At 63.8% G+C, this 17,305-nt stretch carries 18 protein-coding genes and 1 tRNA gene; 17 read left to right on the forward strand and 2 right to left on the reverse strand.

Features of this window, described 5'->3' with window-relative positions; translation table 11 throughout:
- The first annotated feature begins 2 nt into the window (after positions 1-2).
- From U9J33_RS06930 to rpmE, 6 genes are all read left to right on the forward strand, one after another.
- Entirely contained in the window at positions 3-1,154 is a 1,152-nt protein-coding gene (locus U9J33_RS06930; protein WP_324699019.1) for a 1-deoxy-D-xylulose-5-phosphate reductoisomerase, read from the forward strand.
- Between the two features lie 30 nt (positions 1,155-1,184).
- Positions 1,185-2,570 (forward strand): RIP metalloprotease RseP, encoded by a 1,386-nt coding sequence (rseP, locus tag U9J33_RS06935; RefSeq protein WP_324698699.1) that lies wholly within the window; start codon positions 1,185-1,187, stop codon positions 2,568-2,570.
- 173 nt (positions 2,571-2,743) lie between these two features.
- Positions 2,744-5,383: an outer membrane protein assembly factor BamA gene (gene bamA, locus U9J33_RS06940; protein WP_231636063.1), complete on the forward strand. Its 2,640-nt coding sequence runs from the start codon at positions 2,744-2,746 to the stop codon at positions 5,381-5,383.
- Positions 5,383-5,982, forward strand: a complete 600-nt coding sequence (locus tag U9J33_RS06945) for an OmpH family outer membrane protein (RefSeq protein WP_054439732.1) — start codon at positions 5,383-5,385, stop codon at positions 5,980-5,982. Before bamA ends, U9J33_RS06945 begins: the two co-directional genes overlap by 1 nt.
- A 20-nt stretch (positions 5,983-6,002) precedes the next feature.
- The gene (gene fabZ / locus U9J33_RS06950) at positions 6,003-6,455 is read left to right on the forward strand and encodes a 3-hydroxyacyl-ACP dehydratase FabZ (RefSeq protein ID WP_054439729.1); all 453 of its coding nucleotides are present in this window, start codon (positions 6,003-6,005) and stop codon (positions 6,453-6,455) included.
- Between the two features lie 119 nt (positions 6,456-6,574).
- Positions 6,575-6,802: a 50S ribosomal protein L31 gene (rpmE, locus tag U9J33_RS06955; RefSeq protein ID WP_054439727.1), complete on the forward strand. Its 228-nt coding sequence runs from the start codon at positions 6,575-6,577 to the stop codon at positions 6,800-6,802.
- Positions 6,803-6,889: 87 nt separating this feature from the next.
- Here rpmE and U9J33_RS06960 read toward each other — a convergent pair whose 3' ends face one another.
- Complete coding sequence (locus U9J33_RS06960) at positions 6,890-7,237, reverse strand: PilZ domain-containing protein (protein ID WP_324698700.1); 348 nt, start codon at positions 7,235-7,237, stop codon at positions 6,890-6,892.
- A gap of 192 nt (positions 7,238-7,429) precedes the next feature.
- Here U9J33_RS06960 and U9J33_RS06965 point away from each other — a divergent pair, with 192 nt between their 5' ends.
- Positions 7,430-7,981 (forward strand): superoxide dismutase family protein, encoded by a 552-nt coding sequence (locus U9J33_RS06965; protein WP_054439723.1) that lies wholly within the window; start codon positions 7,430-7,432, stop codon positions 7,979-7,981.
- Positions 7,982-8,040: 59 nt separating this feature from the next.
- Here the strand turns inward: U9J33_RS06965 and U9J33_RS06970 are convergent, their stop codons facing one another.
- Entirely contained in the window at positions 8,041-8,673 is a 633-nt protein-coding gene (locus U9J33_RS06970) for a prolyl hydroxylase family protein (RefSeq protein ID WP_185997775.1), read from the reverse strand.
- Positions 8,674-8,874: 201 nt separating this feature from the next.
- On the opposite strand from U9J33_RS06970, the gene U9J33_RS06975 reads away from it, so the two are divergent.
- From U9J33_RS06975 to U9J33_RS07020, 10 genes are all read left to right on the forward strand, one after another.
- Positions 8,875-8,951: transfer RNA gene (locus U9J33_RS06975), tRNA-His, on the forward strand.
- Positions 8,952-9,058: 107 nt separating this feature from the next.
- A complete protein-coding gene (ccmC, locus tag U9J33_RS06980) occupies positions 9,059-9,787 on the forward strand; it encodes a heme ABC transporter permease CcmC (protein WP_324698701.1) in 729 nt (242 codons plus the stop codon).
- Between the two features lie 24 nt (positions 9,788-9,811).
- Positions 9,812-9,952 (forward strand): hypothetical protein, encoded by a 141-nt coding sequence (locus U9J33_RS06985; protein ID WP_324698702.1) that lies wholly within the window; start codon positions 9,812-9,814, stop codon positions 9,950-9,952.
- 2 nt (positions 9,953-9,954) lie between these two features.
- Complete coding sequence (ccmE, locus tag U9J33_RS06990) at positions 9,955-10,437, forward strand: cytochrome c maturation protein CcmE (protein ID WP_420719869.1); 483 nt, start codon at positions 9,955-9,957, stop codon at positions 10,435-10,437.
- Positions 10,438-10,447: 10 nt separating this feature from the next.
- Positions 10,448-12,412: a heme lyase CcmF/NrfE family subunit gene (locus U9J33_RS06995; protein ID WP_324698703.1), complete on the forward strand. Its 1,965-nt coding sequence runs from the start codon at positions 10,448-10,450 to the stop codon at positions 12,410-12,412.
- Positions 12,409-12,960: a DsbE family thiol:disulfide interchange protein gene (locus tag U9J33_RS07000; protein WP_324698704.1), complete on the forward strand. Its 552-nt coding sequence runs from the start codon at positions 12,409-12,411 to the stop codon at positions 12,958-12,960. The genes U9J33_RS06995 and U9J33_RS07000 overlap by 4 nt, the downstream gene beginning before the upstream one ends.
- A gap of 35 nt (positions 12,961-12,995) precedes the next feature.
- A complete protein-coding gene (locus U9J33_RS07005) occupies positions 12,996-13,394 on the forward strand; it encodes a cytochrome c-type biogenesis protein (RefSeq protein WP_082370474.1) in 399 nt (132 codons plus the stop codon).
- Entirely contained in the window at positions 13,391-14,059 is a 669-nt protein-coding gene (locus U9J33_RS07010; RefSeq protein ID WP_324698705.1) for a cytochrome C biosynthesis protein, read from the forward strand. Before U9J33_RS07005 ends, U9J33_RS07010 begins: the two co-directional genes overlap by 4 nt.
- Positions 14,060-14,164: 105 nt before the next feature.
- Positions 14,165-16,123, forward strand: a complete 1,959-nt coding sequence (locus U9J33_RS07015) for a potassium transporter Kup (protein WP_185997771.1) — start codon at positions 14,165-14,167, stop codon at positions 16,121-16,123.
- Between the two features lie 69 nt (positions 16,124-16,192).
- A complete protein-coding gene (locus tag U9J33_RS07020; protein WP_324698707.1) occupies positions 16,193-17,302 on the forward strand; it encodes a TonB family protein in 1,110 nt (369 codons plus the stop codon).
- Positions 17,303-17,305 lie beyond the last annotated feature (3 nt).

The raw sequence follows: 17,305 nt of genomic DNA on the forward strand, positions 1-17,305 counted from the left end.
CCATGCGCACCATTTCCGTTCTCGGAGCCACCGGCTCGATAGGCGCCTCGACGCTGGACCTCGTGCGGCGCAGCCCCGCCGACTGGCGGGTCGTGGCGCTGACCGCCAACGCCAACGTGCCTGAACTGGCGCGGCTCGCGGTGGAGTTTTCCGCCCAAATCGCCGTCGTCGCCGACGAGGCCAGTCTCGCGGACTTGCGCGAAGCGCTGGCCGGCACGGGAATCGAGGCGGCAGGCGGTCAGGCCGCGCTGGTCGAGGCCGCGGCGCGCGGCGCCGACGTCACGGTTGCCGCCATCGTCGGCTGCGCGGGCCTCGCGCCCACCATGGCCGCGATCGAGCAGGGCCGCGTCATTGCGCTCGCGAACAAGGAAGCCCTGGTTTCGGCCGGTGAGGTCATGACGGCCGCCGTCGCCCGTCACGGTGCCACGCTGCTGCCGATCGATTCCGAGCACAATGCGATCTTCCAGTGCCTTCAGGGCAACGATCTCGACGATGTTCGCTGGATCACGCTCACCGCCAGTGGCGGGCCGTTCCGGGACTGGTCGCTCGACAAGCTGACGCTGGCCACTCCGGCGCAGGCGGTCAAGCATCCGAACTGGGACATGGGCGCGAAGATCAGCGTCGATTCGGCGACGATGTTCAACAAGGGCCTCGAACTGATCGAGGCGCACTATCTCTTCCCGGTGGGCCTCGATCGTCTCCGCATCATCGTCCACCCGCAATCGGTCGTCCATTCGATGGTCGAATACCGCGACGGTTCGACACTGGCGCAGCTCGGACCTTCCGACATGCGGGTGCCGATCGCCTCGGCATTGGCGTGGCCGGGGCGGATGGACACGCCCTGCGCGCCGCTCGACCTTGCGGAAATCGGTGAGCTCACCTTCCGCCGTCCCGACGAAGTGCGTTTTCCCGCAACGCGTCTTGCCAGAGAAGCTGCGGAGGCCGGAGGCGGCATCCCCGCCGTGCTCAATGCCGCTAACGAGGTGGCGGTGGCCGCTTTTCTCGGTGGCCGGATACCCTTCACCCGCATCGCCGCCCAGGTCGAGGACGTGCTCGGCGCCTATTCGCCGGCCCCGCCCGCGAGCCTGTCGGACGTACTGGCTGTTGACGGCGAGGCGCGGGCAAGGGCAAGCATGCTCGCAGGGGCCGCGTGACGATACGCGGTCCGATGGAGATTCTCTGATTTGACCGGATCGCCCAATCTGCTGACGACGATCTTCGCGTTCCTGCTGGTTCTCGGGCCGCTCGTGCTGATCCACGAACTCGGCCACTATCTGGTCGGAAGGCTGTTCGGCGTGAAGGCGGATGCCTTCTCGATCGGCTTCGGCAAGGAGATCGCCGGCTGGACCGACAGGCGGGGTACTCGCTGGAAGCTCTCGGCGCTGCCGCTGGGCGGCTATGTCCAGTTCGCTGGCGACATGAACCCGGCTTCGGCGCCGAGCGCGGCGGAAGACGGCCTGACTCCGCAGGAGCGGGCGCGCACCTTCCACGTCAAGCCGCTCTGGCAGCGGGCGCTGATCGTTCTGGCCGGCCCCCTGACCAATTTCCTGCTCTGCGTGCTGATCCTGGCCGGTTTCGTCTATGCGAACGGACGCCTGATCGCCGATGCCGAAGTGGCGGGTTTCTCCGAATCGTCGGCCGCGAAGCAGGCGGGGCTGCGGGTCGGGGATCGCATCGTCGCCATTGATGGCAACCGCATCGGCAGCATCACCGATATCCCCGAACATACAGTCTACTTCCCGAACAAGACCGTGAACGTGATGGTCGATCGCGACGGGCGAAATGTCACGCTCCCCGTCAAGCTTTCCGGCGAGGAAGTTAGCGACAGGTTCGGCAACAAGGCCCGGATCGGCGACATCGGCATCGATTTTGCGGTTCCCGTGGTCAGCGGTTTCTTCGGCGATTCGCCTGCCGAGGAGGCGGGCATGGAGATCGGCGACCGTATCGTCGCGGTCGATGGCGTCGGCGTGACGAGCTTCCTTCAGGTGCCGCCGCTCATCATGTCGCGGGCGGGGCAGAAGGTCACGATCACGGTAATGCGCAAGGGCGAAGCCCATGTGCTGCCGATGACGATCGGCAGCGCGACGCAGACAGGCAGCAATGGCCGCACAGAGACCATCGGTCGCATCGGTGTTCAGTCGGGCTTCGGCCGCCGGGAGGCTGTCGGTCCGGTTCAGGCGCTGGGCATCGGCGTGGAGCGGAGCTTCGCGACCATGGGCACCATGATCACGGGAATCCGCCAGATCATCGTCGGGGACCGTTCGGTCCGGGAACTGGGCGGCCCGATCAAGATCGCCAAGTATTCCGGTGAGCAGTTCACCCTTGGTTGGGAGCCTTTCGTGGGCTTCGTGGCCATGATCTCGATTAACTTGGCATTCATCAATCTCCTGCCAATTCCTGGGCTCGACGGCGGGCACCTGGCTTTCTACGCGGCTGAACTGGTCCGTCGGAAGCCCTTGGGCCTGCGCAGTCAGGAATGGGCGATCCGCACCGGGGTGGCACTCGTGCTGGCCTTGATGCTGTTCGTCACTGTCAACGATCTGGCTTCTCTCCCGATTTTCGGGGGATAGGCTGAAGGAATTCATCAGCGATCACATTTCCGCCGGGATTGGCTGCTTGATTGGACGTCGTCCATCGGGCAGATGGGCGCGATTGTCTGTCATTTTGACAGGCAGCCTGGCGGATCGATCGGGGTCCTCGCGAAAGCGAATACGGGAATTTGCGTAGAATGATGGGATTGGTAATGGGTCGCAGCACTGACGCCCGCCGTGCGCCGCAGCTTGCAGCAGTGCTCCTGGGAACCACGATCCTCGCAGGCGTGCCAGATGCGGCATTTGCGCAGGACGCAGCAGCGTCTTCGGCTCCCGCAGCCGCGCCGGCCGCTGCGGCAGAGCCTGCCGAGACGATCCTGACTATCCAGGTTACCGGGGCCGAGCGCCTCGAGGCGCAGACGGTCATGTCCTACATCAAGCTGCGCGTGGGCCAGCCCTACACCAAGGCTGCCGGTGACGCCGCGCTGAAGGATCTTTACGGCACCGAACTGTTCTCGGAAGTGCAGGTAACCAACGACAAGGGTGTCGTGACCATCCAGGTCAAGGAAAACCCCGTCGTCAACCGCATCATCCTCGAGGGCAACAAGCGCATCAAGGACGACAAGATCCTGCCGGAGATCAAGGTCTCTCCGCGCCAGATCTTCACCCGCTCGAAGATCCGCGCCGACGTTGCGCGCATCATCGAACTCTACAAGCGTCAGGGCCGCTACGCCGCGACCGTCGAGCCGAAGATGGTCATGCTCGACCAGAACCGCGTCGACATCGTCTTCGAGATCACCGAGGGCGACAAGTCCAAGGTCCGCCAGATCAACATCCTTGGCAACGAGCACTTCTCCGACGGCGAACTGCGCGGCCAGATGGTGACGAAGCAGTCGCGCATCACGCGCATCTTCAGCTCGGGAACCAGCTACGATCCCGATCGCATGGCCTTCGACCAGCAGAAGCTGCGCCAGTTCTACCTGACGCAGGGTTATGCCGATTTCCGCGTGGTTTCGGCGGTCGCCGAACTGACGCCGGACAAGAAGGACTTCATCATCACTTATGTGGTGGAGGAAGGTAAGCGCTACAAGTTCGGCGACGTGAAGGTCGAAAGCCAGCTGCGCGACTTCGACGGCGAGAAGCTGGCGAAGAACCTGTCGATGAAGAAGGGCGACTGGTACAACGCCAAGCTCGTCGAAGACACCATCGAGGGCCTGAACGACACCGCCGGTGCCTTCGGCTATGCTTTCGCCGACGTGCGTCCGCAGTACGATCGCGACAAGGAAAACCTCACCATGGGGCTGACCTTCGTGATCCAGGAGGCGCCGCGCGTCTATGTCGAGCGGATCGACATCAACGGCAACACCCTGACCCAGGACAAGGTCGTCCGCCGCGAGTTCCGTCTCGCCGAAGGTGACGCTTTCAACTCGCTGCAGGTCAAGCGTTCGACCAACCGCATCAAGTCTCTCGGTTACTTCCAGGAGAAGTTCGAGGTCGAACAGAAGCCCGGTTCCGCCGAAGATCGCATTATCCTCGAAGCCAACCTCGAGGAGAAGCCGACCGGAGAGCTGCAGCTCTCGGCCGGTTTCTCGAGCCTTGAGCGCTTCATCTTCCAGGCCTCGATCCGCCAGCGCAACTTCCGCGGCCGCGGTCAGACGATCGGTCTTTCGGGCAGCTATTCGTCCTACTCGAAGTCGGTCGAAGCGAGCTTCGTGGAGCCCTACCTGTTCGACAAGAACGTCTCGCTGGGCGTGGACATCTATCGCCGCGACTACAACAGCTTCCAGTACTACAACTCGGACCGCAACACGACCTACCAGCAGTCGACCACCGGCTTCCAGGTTCGTGCCGGTGTTCCGCTGACCGAGTACCTCACCGCGGTTGGCCGCTACACGCTCAACTACGACGACGTGACCTTGTCCAAGAGCACGTATTATTCCGTCAATTCCAACGGCGAATACGTTTGCGATCCGCTTCGCGCAGGACGCTATCTCTGCGACGCGATCGGCCAGCGGCTGAGCTCGATCCTCGGCTTCTCGCTGATCTACGACAACCTCGACAATCGCATGCGCCCGACCCGCGGCGAAACCATCTCGACCAACATCGACGTGGCCGGTCTTGGCGGCGACGTGAAGTATGTGCGCCTGCGTGCGAATGCCGCGAAGTACTGGCCGCTGGGCAGTGGCTTCATCTTCTCGCTCCAGGGCGAGGGCGGTGCGATCAAGGGCTGGGGCGGCGACGATATTCGCCTGACCGATCGCTTCTATCTGGGCGAGCCCCAGATTCGCGGCTTCGGCATTCGCGGCATCGGTCCGCGCGTGGTGCGTAGCTATTACGCCGACGCGACGGCTGCCTCCAACAACGAAGTAAGTTCGGATTCGGATGACGCGCTGGGTGGCCGCTACTACTACATGAGCCGTGCCGAGCTTGAAATTCCGCTCGGTTCCGGCGCTCGTGAAATGGGCCTTCGTCCCTCGATCTTCGTGGATGCCGGCGCGGTATGGGCGATCAAGTCGCCCGAGCTGAGCCACTGCAAGGCGGGCTGCTTCATCGGCAATCGCGATTCCGACGGCAATCAGCTTTACCAGCAGACTGCGTCGGACGGGACGATCTCGTACGTTACCAGCCCGACAAATACGGTTACCGGCGAGGCGAACACGCTTTACGGCACCACCACCTATTTCGACGAAACCTTCGTCGGCAACACCTGGAAGCCCCGCGTCGCGATCGGCTTCGGCGTCAACTGGAACTCGCCTTTCGGCCCGTTCCGTATCGACATCTCCAAGGCGCTGCTGAAGTACGACGGCGACAACACCAAGACCTTCACTTTCAACGTGGGAACTCAATTCTGATGAACATGCTTCTCAAGTCCGCCGCTCTGGCCTCGGGCCTGGCGCTTGTCGCTCTGGCCCAGCCCGCGCTGGCGCAGGCCGTACCCGCCTCGAAGGTTGCCGTGGTCGACCTTGACCGCGTTGCGCGCGAATGCAACGCCTGCAAGACCGCCAACCAGGCGCTGCAGCAGCAGATCCAGACCTTCGAAGCACGTCGCAACCAGCTTCAGGCTTCGCTTCAGCCCGAAGCACAGGGTCTCGAAACCGCTGTGAAGGCACTGGGCGGCAAGCAGCCCGACGCCGCGCTGCAGACCCGCATCCAGGCTTACCAGCAGAAGGAACAGCAGGCCGGCCAGGAACTGCAGGGCCAGCAGCAGCAGATCCAGCGCAACCAGGCCTATGTCGGCCAGCAGATCCAGGCGCAGCTGCAGAACCTCTACAAGCCGGCGATGCAGAAGCGCGGCGCCAACATGCTGGTCGAGATGGGCCAGACGCTGGCCTATGATCCGTCGCTGGACATCACCACCGACGTTCTGACCGCGCTGAACGGCGCGCTGACCACGATCAACACCACCGCTCCGGCGCAGCAGCAGCCTGCTCCGGCGGCCTCGGGCCGCTAAGAGCGACGGCGGGTAGAGCGATGAGCGATTCGACCGAGTTCGTCTACGACACCGCGAAGATCCTGGCGGCGCTGCCGCATCGCTACCCGATGCTGCTTGTCGACCGTGTGGTCTCGTTCGATGAGAACGAGATCCACGCGGTCAAGGCCGTGAGCTTCAACGAGGACTTCTTCCAGGGGCACTTCCCCGGCCGTCCGATCATGCCCGGCGTGCTTCAGATCGAGGCGCTCGCGCAGGCGGCGGGAATTCTTGCGATTGAAGCGCTTGGCCTCGCAGGGACCGGCAAGCTGGTCTACTTCATGGCGATCGAGGAAGCGAAGTTCCGTAACCCCGTGACGCCGGGCAACCTGCTCGACCTGCGGGCCGGCTTCGTTCAGAAGCGTTCGCGTGTCTGCAAGTTCTGGGGCAAGGCCTCGATCGGCGAAAAGGTGACCTGCGAGGTCAACTTCACCGCCATGATCGCCGACGCCTGACGGATGGGGGGAGGGCTTGCCTTCCCCTTAATCCTTGCAATTTCGGGGCTGCCCCTGTAAGGGCGCCGCTTTCCCAAGCAGGCCGGTCGGAACCGGCCATATGCGAAGAGAGATACGACATGAAGGCCGATACCCATCCCGACTACCACCTGATCACCGTTCAGATGACCGATGGCAGCACGTTCCAGACCCGCTCGACCTGGGGCTCGGAAGGTGACACGCTGGTTCTCGACATCGATCCGACGTCGCACCCGGCCTGGACCGGCGGCAAGGCTCAGCTGCAGGACGGCGGCCGCGTTGCCCAGTTCAACAAGCGTTTCGGTGGCCTTTCGCTCAAGAAGAACTGAGCGCGAAGTCAGCTTCACGAACACGAAGAAGGCGGCCTTTCGAGGCCGCCTTTTTTGTTGCCTGCTGCAGATGCGGCATCCTGACGGTCAGGCTTCGAACCCGAAATCCATCAGGTCGTGCCAATCGAATCGGTCGGCCGGGACCGGATGCAGGAACTCCATGCCTGCCGCGTCGCCGCGCACCCAGCGGACGATGGCGTCCAGTTTCGCGCTCGTGCCGAGGCGAATCGAAACAAAGGCGCCTTGCCGCAGCCATGTCGCTTCACCGCGCACGCTGCATCCGTGGGCGGAAACGTCGGCGAGTTGCACGCCCATGCAGCCGCCACGAAGCGATTCGAGTGTTGCCTCGTGGCACGTTATGTGGCGGTCTTCCCGCCGCCGTTCGTCCCGCGTTTGCGGAGAGCAGGCCTTGAGCCTTGCGAGCGGTGCGTTCACTGTGCGATGTCCTTGGCTTCCCGAGGGATTTTCTGGCCGCTTGATTTTCGGCCATTGAGTTCTCGGAGCCAATTTCGGCCAATATCGTTAACGGTCAGTCACCGCGCGCCTTTGCCCTGCGGAAAATCCGTAAGGGCAGGGCGGCGGAAGTTCGCAGATGCCGGTCAACCGGCTCGCAAATGGAGAAGCGCAATGATCCGTACCCTGAAAATCCTGGCGGCATGTGGTGCCGCTGTCGTGGCCGGCCAGGCACTTGCCCAGGATACCGCGCCTGCCGCCGCGAGCGGTCCGATGGTTCATGCAGACGTGATCGGCCTCGACGGCAAGTCGCTTGGAATGGTGATGCTGCAGGACACGCCTGCCGGCGTCCTCGTGACGACTGACCTGAAGGGACTGCCCGCCGGCGATCACGGTTTCCATTTCCATGAGAAGGGCCTGTGTGATCCTGCCCAGAAATTCACGACGGCGGGCGGTCACTTCACCGGCGGCGAGCACAAGCACGGCCTCATGGTCATGGGCGGTCCGCACGGCGGAGACATGCCGAACCAGCATGTCGGGACTGACGGTCTGCTCAAGGCACAGGTTCTGAACACGGGCGTGACCCTTGCGGCAGGCGCCAAGTCTCTTGCGGATGCCGATGGTTCGGCCCTGGTGATCCATGCCGACCCTGACGACTATACCAGCCAGCCCGCGGGCAATGCCGGCGGCCGCATCGCCTGCGCCGTGATCAGCGCGCCGAAGTAAATGCCCAAGCGGCTGGGGACCGGCGGCGCGCCACTCCTCGGCCGCTCATCCTCGAACCGTCATCCCCAAGGCTTTTCGCGATACCACTGGGTGATGACGTACTTGAGTCCCTTGCGCACTTTCATGGCGTGATGAAGCGTTGCGGGATTGAGTGTGCCGTCCGGGCGGCGATTGTTCCAGGCGATGAGCTTGCCGCGTTCCGGCTGGACCAGTTTGTCGATCACCTTGAACCGCGTCGCGCCGCCGGCTTCTACCGTGTTGAGGTAGATCATGAAGGTCCAGGTGCGCTGCCCGGACACCGTACAGTACTTCTTGTAGTCGTCGTTGTTGGGCTCGAAATAGTCGGTGTGGGCCTTGAACTCCTGCCCTACCTCGTAGCGCTGCCCTTGCAGCGGCTCGGCGTGGGCAGGGTCGATCCCCGACAGTTTCGACAGCTTCTCCGCCAGTGCCGCAACCGCGGGAACATCGGGCGAGAGGTCGCAGGTGGAACTGGTGCGAAAGGCATTGTCGCCATTGAAGTTGGCGATCGTGGACGGGCGATGCCGCGCCTCGATCAGGGCGACGAGTTCTTCGCATTCTGCCTCCTTGAGGAAATCGCGCAGGACGAACAGGTCGAGCCTCGAGGATGGGAAGCGTTGCACGCCGGAACGTGCGAGCAGGATCTGGCCAGATGATTCGCCGGGAGCATTCATGAGCCCTGCTTTAGCGGGGGGATCATGCCGGTAAAATTGCATTGGATCGGCCTCGTTCCGATTTTTTGCGCTCGACCTCGACTTTTTGCTTTTCAAGTCGGCAAACCTTGTGCAAAGGGCGCGCTCCCGCAACGGTCGCTTCGCAGCGAAACGGACGCGGGGCTTCGGAAAGACACGGCAAGGCCTGTGTTTTCTCGTGTGGCGATCGTAGCTCAGTTGGTTAGAGCGCCGGTTTGTGGTACCGGAGGTCGTGGGTTCGAACCCCATCGATCGCCCCATTTTATCTTTTATCCATCGTGCCATGGGGCATTTGCCGGGTGAAAAGCGCAGCGCTTTCACTTAGGCCACTTGCTCCTTTCACCGCGAACGATAGAAGCCTCCTGACATGCACGGCTTTGCCAATCCCGCCCGCTTCCTGCGCATCGCCCGTTGGCTGATGCCGCTTTGCATGGGGGCGGGAATCCTCGTTGCCCTGGCTGCTTTGGGATGGGGGCTGTTCTTCGGTCCGGCTGAACGCCTTCAGGGCGAAACGGTGCGAATCGTCTACCTTCATGTTCCCGCAGCCTGGCTCGGCATGGCCGGTTGGATGGGTATCGCCGCAGCCAGCTTCACCGAACTCGTCTGGCGCCACCCGCTCGCGGCGATTGCAGCGCGGGCCTGTGCCCTACCCGGTGCGGTCTTCACCGCGGTCTGCCTCGTTACCGGCTCCCTCTGGGGGCGGCCGGCCTGGGGCACCTGGTGGGTGTGGGACGGGCGCCTTACCAGCATGCTGGTGCTCTTGTTCCTCTATTTCGGCTGGATGGCGCTTTCGCAAGCGAGCGAGGCTTCCGACGGCGGACAGAACCGCGCCCCGGCGATCTTCGGCCTGGTTGGCGCGGTGAACATTCCCATCATCCATTATTCGGTGATCTGGTGGAACAGCCAGCATCAGGCGCCATCGATCACGGTCGGCAAGTCGGCCATGTCGGGGGCGTTCCTCTGGCCGCTGCTTTTCGCGATGCTTGGCTTCACCTTGCTCTTCGCAGGTTGCGTACTGGCCCGGATGAGGGCGATTCTGGCCAACCAGCAGGCGGAGGCCCGCTTACGGCGCAAGGCGCTGAGCGAGGCATACTGAGACGATGGAGAGGGGGACGAACTGATGCGCGAGACGATGGACCCCTGGGCTTTCGTGATGGCCGCTTATGCAATCGGCGTGGGTGCGACCGCGGCGATGGTCGCCTGGTCCCTGCTGTCGATGAAGCGCGCGGAAAAGCGCCGCGACGAAGCGAGGAAGCGCTGACGGTGGCCGCGATTTCGGGAATTCCAAAGACGTCGGGGATCAAGGCGAAACATCAGAGGCTGATCCTGCTGGTGATCGCGCTGGTGGTGCTGATCGGTGCGGGCCTGCTTGCAGCCTGGGCGCTGCGCAACCAGGCGAGCTATTTCTATGTGCCGAGCGAAATCGTGGCCAATCCGCCGGAGCCGGGCCGGGCAGTGCGCCTTGGCGGCATGGTGGAGAAGGGGTCGCTGAGGACGGAGGCCGATGGGGTGACGATTGCCTTTGCCGTGCAGGACGGCAAGGCGCATGTTCCCGTGCGGTTCAAGGGCATCGTTCCTTCGCTTTTCGTGGAAGGCTCGGGCGTCGTGGCGGAGGGCCATCTGGACGCGGGCGGAACCTTCCAGGCTGACAATCTCCTGGCCAAGCATGACGAGAACTACGTGCCGCGTGAAATGCAGGACATGAGCAGGGAACAGGCCGAGCAGGTCATGCGCGAGACGAAATGAACCAGTCGAAATGATCGCGGAACTCGGACTTGCAGCGCTTTGGCTGGCCGCTGCACTCGCTGGCCTGCAACTGATCGCGGGTGCTCTTTCGCTGACGGCGCGCGGGGCATCGCTGGCGGGCATCGTGCGTCCCGTCGCCGTCGTGCAGGGCCTTCTGGCTCTCGTTGCCTTCATGGCCCTCGTCGACCTGTTCGCTTCCACCGACCTTTCGGTGAAGCTGGTGGCGATGAACTCGCATTCGATGAAGCCGCTGATCTTCAAGATCGCCGGAACCTGGGGTAACCACGAGGGCTCGATGCTGCTCTGGGTCACCGTCATGGGTGTGGCTGGTGGGTTCGTGGCGCTCGTGGAGAAGCGGCTGCCGGAGCCGACCATGCTGGCGACGCTCGCGGGGCAGGCTTTCGTCAGCCTCGGCTTCTATGCCTTCCTGCTGATCGCCTCGAATCCGTTCGAACGGCTCTTGCCGGTTCCGCAGGAGGGCAATGGACTCAACCCGCTGCTTCAGGATCTCGGCCTCGCGTTCCATCCGCCCACGCTCTATCTCGGCTACGTCGGTCTGTCCGTTGCCTTCAGCTTCGCGATCGGCGCGCTCGTCACCCGGGAAGTCGGCCCTGCCTTTGCAAGGGCTATGCGCCCGTGGGTACTCGGCGCTTGGATTTTCCTGACGGTCGGCATTACGGCCGGCTCCTACTGGGCCTATTACGAGCTTGGCTGGGGCGGCTGGTGGTTCTGGGATCCGGTCGAAAACGCCTCGTTGATGCCATGGCTGGCGGCGACAGCCTTGCTCCATTCGGTCAGCGTGCTGGCAGCGCGCAATGCGCTGCGCGCCTGGACGATGATGCTCGGGGTGGTGGCGTTCTCGATGTCGATGATCGGCACTTTCCTCGTGCGCTCAGGCATTCTGACCAGCGTCCATGCTTTCGCGGTCGACCCCGAGCGCGGATCTTTCATCCTTGCGCTGCTGGCGATCAATATCGGCGGAGCGCTCATCTTGTTTGCCCTGCGCGCGGCGACCGTGACCGAAGGCGAGCGCTTTGCCGTCGTCAGCCGCGAGGGCGCTCTCGTGTTCAACAACGTCATGCTTTCGGCGATTCTCGGCATCGTCCTGTTCGGCACGCTCTATCCGCTGGTGGCCGAGGCGATGGGTGCGAAAGTCTCCGTCGGGCCGCCCTATTTCAATCCGATGGGCGCGCTTTTCGCGGTTCCGATGCTGATCGTGCTGATGGTGGGGCCGCTGCTGCGCTGGAGGCGCGATTCGTTCCCGCGCATCGGCAAGACTCTGGTGATCCCGGCCATGCTGATCGTTGCGGGAATGATTGCCATGGTGGCGATCGGCGGTGTCTCGTTGTTGTCGACGCTGGGCTTCGCGCTGGCGCTCGGCCTGGGATGGGCCAGCGTCCTGCCGCTCAAGGGGCGGAACCTGCGCCGCACGCCGTTGCCGGTCTGGGGCATGGTGGTGGCGCATTTCGGTATTGCCGTGTCGCTACTGGGGATGAGCTGCGAAAGCGCGTTCTCGATCGAGAAGCTTGTCGCGGTGAAGGCCGGCGACGTTACCGAAGTCGGCCCGTGGCAGGTGAAACTCGATACCGTGGAACCGGTGGCAGGGCCGAACTGGACGGCGCTCGAAGCGCGGCTGCTCGTGCGCTATGGCGATACCGGGCGGGTGATTCAGATCGATCCGCAATCGCGCAGTTTCTGGGCGCCGCCGCAGCAGACCAGCGAATCGGCATTGCTGACGCGCTGGAACGGGCAGCTTTATGCGGTTCTGGGCGGAGAAGCCGAGGATGGGCGCTGGCAGCTTCGCTTGTGGTGGAAACCTTTCGTGACGATGATCTGGCTTGGCGGTCTGATGATTGCGCTGGGCGGCTTCCTGGCCCTGCTTGGCCGCGTGGCGAGCGACCTTCGCCGTATCTTCGCCCGTGACAAGATCGCGTACCGCCGCGAACGTCAGGCCCAGCTGGGAGAGCGCTCATGAGCGAACCGTCCGCCAAGGCGCCTCGCTGGGCGATCTGGCTGCCTCTGGCGCTGTTCGTGGCGTTCGTGGCGCTTGTCATGCTCGGGCTCTATCGCCCGGCCGACAAGACCGTGGCCAGCACGCTTGTCGGCAAGCCGATGCCGGCGTTCTCCCTGCCCGCGGCATTGCCGGATCGGCCTGGACTGAACAGTGCGGATATGGCTGACGGCAAGCCCCATCTCGTCAACATCTTCGCCTCCTGGTGCATTCCCTGCCGTGTCGAGGCGCCGCAACTGGGAGCCTTGGCCCGGGCCGGAGTCCCGATCGAGGGCATATCGGTGAGGGACAGCACCGAGGCGTTGCAAGGGTTCCTCAAGGAAAACGGCGATCCCTACAAGCGGGTCGGCGCGGATGACGACGGCAAGGTGCAGTTGTCGCTCGGTTCGTCAGGCGTGCCTGAGACTTACGTGATCGATGGCAAGGGCGTGATCCGCTACCAGCACATCGGCGAAATCAGGCCGGACCAGATCCCGCTGATTCTCGAAAAGCTCAAGGAAGCGAGCCAGTGACCCGTTTCTTCGCGGCATTGCTGCTGACACTGGTCATGTGGACCGCCTTGCCCGCGGCGGCGCAGGAGGAGCAGTCCACCGCGCCTTATGCCTATCGCCAGCTTGACGATCCCGCAAAGGAACAACAGGCCCAGACGTTGATGGAAACGCTGCGCTGCCTGCAGTGCCAGGGACAGTCGATCGCCGATTCGGACGCACCCATCGCCGGTTCCATGCGCTCGCTCGTGCGGGAGCGGATCGCCGCCGGGGAGGACCCCGAAGCGATTCGCGGCTGGCTGATCGAACGCTACGGAGACTATGTCAGTTATGCCCCGCAACTGACGGCGCTGACCTGGCCGTTGTTTGCAGTGCCGCTGTTCCTGTTGGCGCTGGCGGCATTGCTGCTACGCAAACGGTTCCGACGGGGCGGCCCGGTGCCGGGAGATTCGCTGTGACCTGGGTCTTCGTCGCGCTGCTCGCGATCGTTTCCTTTGTGCTGATCGTGTTCGTGTTCAAGGCGCCGAGGGGCGGGCGTGAGGCCATTGCTGCCGCACTGATGCTGGGGATTGCGGGCTATGCCGCGCAGGGGCGCCCCAGCGAGCCCGGCGCACCCAAGGAGGCGGCCGAGGCGCAGGACACCGAGGCCGGCGAATTCTTCGTGGAGGCGCGCGGCAAGCTGAGCCGCGAGGGCATCCCGACGAGCAATCGCTGGGTGGTGATTTCCGACGGCCTTGCCCGCAACGGTCACTACATCGACGCCGCCGGCCTGCTGCGCGGCGCGATCGAGGACGATCCCAGGAATTCTGAGGGCTGGCTGGCGCTCGGTAACGTGCTCGTCGCCCACTCGGAAGGCGTACTGACACCGGCCTCGCTCTATGCCTATCGCCAGGCGGGAGCGGCCGATCCGAAGGCGCCGGGGCCTCCCTACTTCCTCGGCCTTGCCATGGCGCAGTCCGGAAAGCTGCCGGAAGCGCGGGCGCTCTGGGCCGATCTTCTCGAACACGCTCCGGCCGATGCCGGTTGGCGCGGCCCGCTGGCGGAGCAATTGCAGCGGCTGGACGCCTTCATTGCCAGCCAGTCCTCCGGGCAGAATCCCGAGGACATGTCGGCCCGCCCATGAACGCAGCGCTAACGGTCGTTGCTAGGCTCTTATCATGCTGCTAACGGCGGGCGCTTGTCGGGGCGGTGAAATGCTGACGCGACAAGTCCATTACGGGGCGCTGGAATGAGTGATGCAAGTTCGGACACGGCTGTCGTTCCGACGGTGATCGATCCGGCGACGGGGCGCAAAGCCCCCGCCGCCGGGGGACATGGTTCCGGCAATATAACCAAGCTCGCACTTGGCGCCGTTGGCGTCGTGTTCGGCGACATCGGCACCAGCCCGCTCTATGCGTTCCGCGAAACGTTCGTCGGCCCGCATCCGCTGGCGATCGATGAACTCCATATTCTCGGCGTGGTCAGCCTGATCTTCTGGTCGATGACGCTGGTGGTTTCGGTCCAGTACGTCGGTATCCTCATGCGGGCGGACAACAAGGGGCAGGGCGGAAGCCTCGCGCTTGTTGCGCTGATTTCCGGCGCGATCCGCAAGTCCCGCTATGGCCCGCTGGTCGTCCTGCTCGGCGTCTTCGCGACTTCGCTGTTCTACGGCGATTCGATGATTACGCCTGCGGTTTCCGTGCTTTCGGCGGTCGAGGGTCTTACCGTGGTCGAATCGCGGCTGGCACCGCTGGTACTTCCCATCGCGCTGGTGCTGCTGATCGCGCTCTTCGTGATCCAGAAGAGCGGCACCGCCAAGGTCGGCGCGCTCTTCGCGCCGGTCATGGTGGTCTACTTCGCCGTGCTTGCCGTGCTCGGCATCTATCATCTCGTGCAGATGCCTTCGGTGCTGGTGGCGCTGAACCCGTGGTACGCGATCCAGTTCTTCATGACCGACAAGGTGCTGGGTTTCCTGGCGCTCGGCTCGGTCGTGCTGGCCGTTACCGGGGCCGAGGCGCTCTATTCCGACATGGGCCACTTCGGGCGCGGCCCGCTGCGGCTGTCGTGGTTCGGCGTGGTCATGCCCTGCCTGCTGATAAACTACTTCGGCCAGGCGGCGATGATCCTCGGACTGGACGATTCTGCGGCGGCAGAGGCGATGAAGAACCCGTTCTTCAATCTCGCTCCCGAAAACCTGCGCCTGCCGCTGGTGATTCTCGCGACCTGCGCTACCTTCATCGCCAGCCAAGCGGTGATTTCGGGTGCGTTCTCGATCACCCACCAGGCCATGCAACTCGGCTTCATCCCGCGCCTCTCGACTCGCCATACCAGCGAGCACGAGGTCGGGCAGATCTATATCCCGTTCGTGAACTGGGCCCTGATGACCGGCGTGATCGTGCTGGTACTGGTGTTCCAGAATTCGTCGAACCTTGCGTCCGCCTACGGTATCGCCGTTACGGGTGCGATGCTGATCGACACCTGCCTCATGGCCGTGCTGCTGATCGTGCTGTGGCGCTGGAAGCTTTGGCTGGCGGTGCCCGTCATCGTCACCTTCTTCGTGGTCGACGGGGCCTACTTCGCCGCCAATGCCACCAAGGTGCCGGATGGCGGCTGGTTCCCGCTGCTGATCGGCGGCATCGCCTTCACCTTGCTGACGACGTGGAACAAGGGCCGCCGCCTCATGCGCGACCGCATGACCGAGGCAGCGCTGCCGCTCAACGTCTTTGCCAAGAGCGCCCACGGTTCTGCCGCGCGGGTACCGGGGACGGCGATTTTCATGGCCTCCAGCAACGCCGGTGTGCCTTCGGCGCTGCTTCACAACATCAAGCACAACAAGGTGCTGCATGAACGCGTGGTGGTTCTGACGGTCGAAGTGCAGGACGTGCCTTATGTCGAGCCTGCTGAGCGCTACTCGGTGACCGACCTTGGGCAGGGCTTCTATCGCATGACGCTGCGCTACGGCTTCATGGAAGAGACGGACATTCCGGCCGCGCTTGCCCACTCCGAACTGTGCGGCGGCCCGTTCGAGATGATGAAGACCAGCTTCTTCCTCTCCCGTCAGACGCTGGTGCCTTCGGCCAAGCCCGGCATGGCGATCTGGCGGGAGAAGCTCTTCGCCTGGATGATGCGCAACGCCGCCAGTGCCATGGAATTCTTCCGCCTGCCCACCAATCGCGTGGTCGAACTGGGCAGTCAGCTCGAAATCTGACGGGAATTTTGTCATTATCCCGTGTTCTGATCGTGTTAGCTTTCGCGCAAACGATCTGGAGCCGGGACGATGAACTTCTTGTTTGGCTTGCTGCTCGCACCCTCATCGGCGGGATTCGTTCCGCCTCCGCTACCCGTGATCGACACGGTCGGCGCGCGGGCTTCTGGAGGGCCGAGCCTTGCAGGCTGGGCGCCGGGACCGGTGACCTGCAACGACGGCACGCCGGTTGACACGGCCGGGCTGGTCCATCCTTTGAAGGGTCTGTGGCGCGATTCCATGGCGCGCGGAGGCGTGACCCTGCGCTTCGATATCGACGCCTCGGGCCGGGCGATTTCGATCGAGGACCGTTATTCTCCCGGCACCGACCTCGGCCCGGCATTGGCGGCGAGCCATTTCCCGGCGGCGGCGCGCGAAGGGTGCTCGATTACCTTCACGCCGAAAGAGATACCGATCGCAGCAGCCACGATCGCCGATCTCGCGGCTTATACGATGGACCCGATTTCAGGTCGATTGCCGGGACAGGGTTGGAGCCGCTTGTGGGGAGAGGGGGACTGCATGGAGCGTCCGCGGCCCCAGGTTCTCACACGCGCCTACCCGGACTTTCGCAAAGTACCTGCGAAGCCCGGTGTGCGGGAGTGGGCACTGGTCTCCTATGACCTCGATGCAAATGGCAAGTCGGTCCATGCCCGCATCATGACGGGCAGCGGCAACCAGGCGCTCGAAAAAGAGTCCGTCAAAGCCGTCGCCAGATCGCGGTTTACCGGGGGAGCGCGGCAGGCCTGTCGTTTTCCCTACTGGCTGAAACCCGCCACGGTCCCGGCGCCGCCGATGCCCGGCCCCGGCGATCAGCCGAAGAACGCGAGCTGTCCCGCGGAAAAGCAGTGGGCCGTTCCGCCTTCACTGCGTTTTCCGCCGGCTTATGGCCGCCGCCGTATCGAAGGCTGGGCGATCGTCGCCTACGATGTGGCCCCATGGGGCGCTATCGGTAATGCCAGGGTGGTGCAGACGCAGCCTTCCGACGCTTTCGGGCGGCAGGCGCTCCAGATGCTGCAGCAGGCGAAGCTGGCAAGTTCGCCGCAAGGCGCGACGGGTTGCGTCGCGCGGGTCAGGTTCGCGATGGAACCGCAGGCCGGCTCCCGGACAGATGCAGATGCCGTGGAGCCGGAAACGGAATTCTGAATC

Origin of the sequence: Novosphingobium sp. RL4 (assembly GCF_035658495.1) — a bacterium.
Taxonomy (GTDB): Bacteria; Pseudomonadota; Alphaproteobacteria; order Sphingomonadales; family Sphingomonadaceae; genus Novosphingobium.

Excerpts from the sequence above, each read along its gene's own strand:
- U9J33_RS07020 (WP_324698707.1), top strand. The coding sequence starts at position 16,193 with ATGAACTTCTTGTTTGGCTTGCTGCTCGCACCCTCATCGGCGGGATTC.
- U9J33_RS06930 (WP_324699019.1), top strand. The coding sequence starts at position 3 with ATGCGCACCATTTCCGTTCTCGGAGCCACCGGCTCGATAGGCGCCTCG.
- U9J33_RS07015 (WP_185997771.1), top strand. The coding sequence starts at position 14,165 with ATGAGTGATGCAAGTTCGGACACGGCTGTCGTTCCGACGGTGATCGAT.
- bamA (WP_231636063.1), top strand. The coding sequence starts at position 2,744 with ATGGGTCGCAGCACTGACGCCCGCCGTGCGCCGCAGCTTGCAGCAGTG.
- U9J33_RS07005 (WP_082370474.1), top strand. The coding sequence starts at position 12,996 with ATGTGGACCGCCTTGCCCGCGGCGGCGCAGGAGGAGCAGTCCACCGCG.
- U9J33_RS06985 (WP_324698702.1), top strand. The coding sequence starts at position 9,812 with ATGCGCGAGACGATGGACCCCTGGGCTTTCGTGATGGCCGCTTATGCA.
- rpmE (WP_054439727.1), top strand. The coding sequence starts at position 6,575 with ATGAAGGCCGATACCCATCCCGACTACCACCTGATCACCGTTCAGATG.
- U9J33_RS06970 (WP_185997775.1), bottom strand. The coding sequence starts at position 8,673 with ATGAATGCTCCCGGCGAATCATCTGGCCAGATCCTGCTCGCACGTTCC.
- U9J33_RS07000 (WP_324698704.1), top strand. The coding sequence starts at position 12,409 with ATGAGCGAACCGTCCGCCAAGGCGCCTCGCTGGGCGATCTGGCTGCCT.
- U9J33_RS06945 (WP_054439732.1), top strand. The coding sequence starts at position 5,383 with ATGAACATGCTTCTCAAGTCCGCCGCTCTGGCCTCGGGCCTGGCGCTT.
- U9J33_RS06995 (WP_324698703.1), top strand. The coding sequence starts at position 10,448 with ATGATCGCGGAACTCGGACTTGCAGCGCTTTGGCTGGCCGCTGCACTC.
- ccmC (WP_324698701.1), top strand. The coding sequence starts at position 9,059 with ATGCACGGCTTTGCCAATCCCGCCCGCTTCCTGCGCATCGCCCGTTGG.
- U9J33_RS06965 (WP_054439723.1), top strand. The coding sequence starts at position 7,430 with ATGATCCGTACCCTGAAAATCCTGGCGGCATGTGGTGCCGCTGTCGTG.
- fabZ (WP_054439729.1), top strand. The coding sequence starts at position 6,003 with ATGAGCGATTCGACCGAGTTCGTCTACGACACCGCGAAGATCCTGGCG.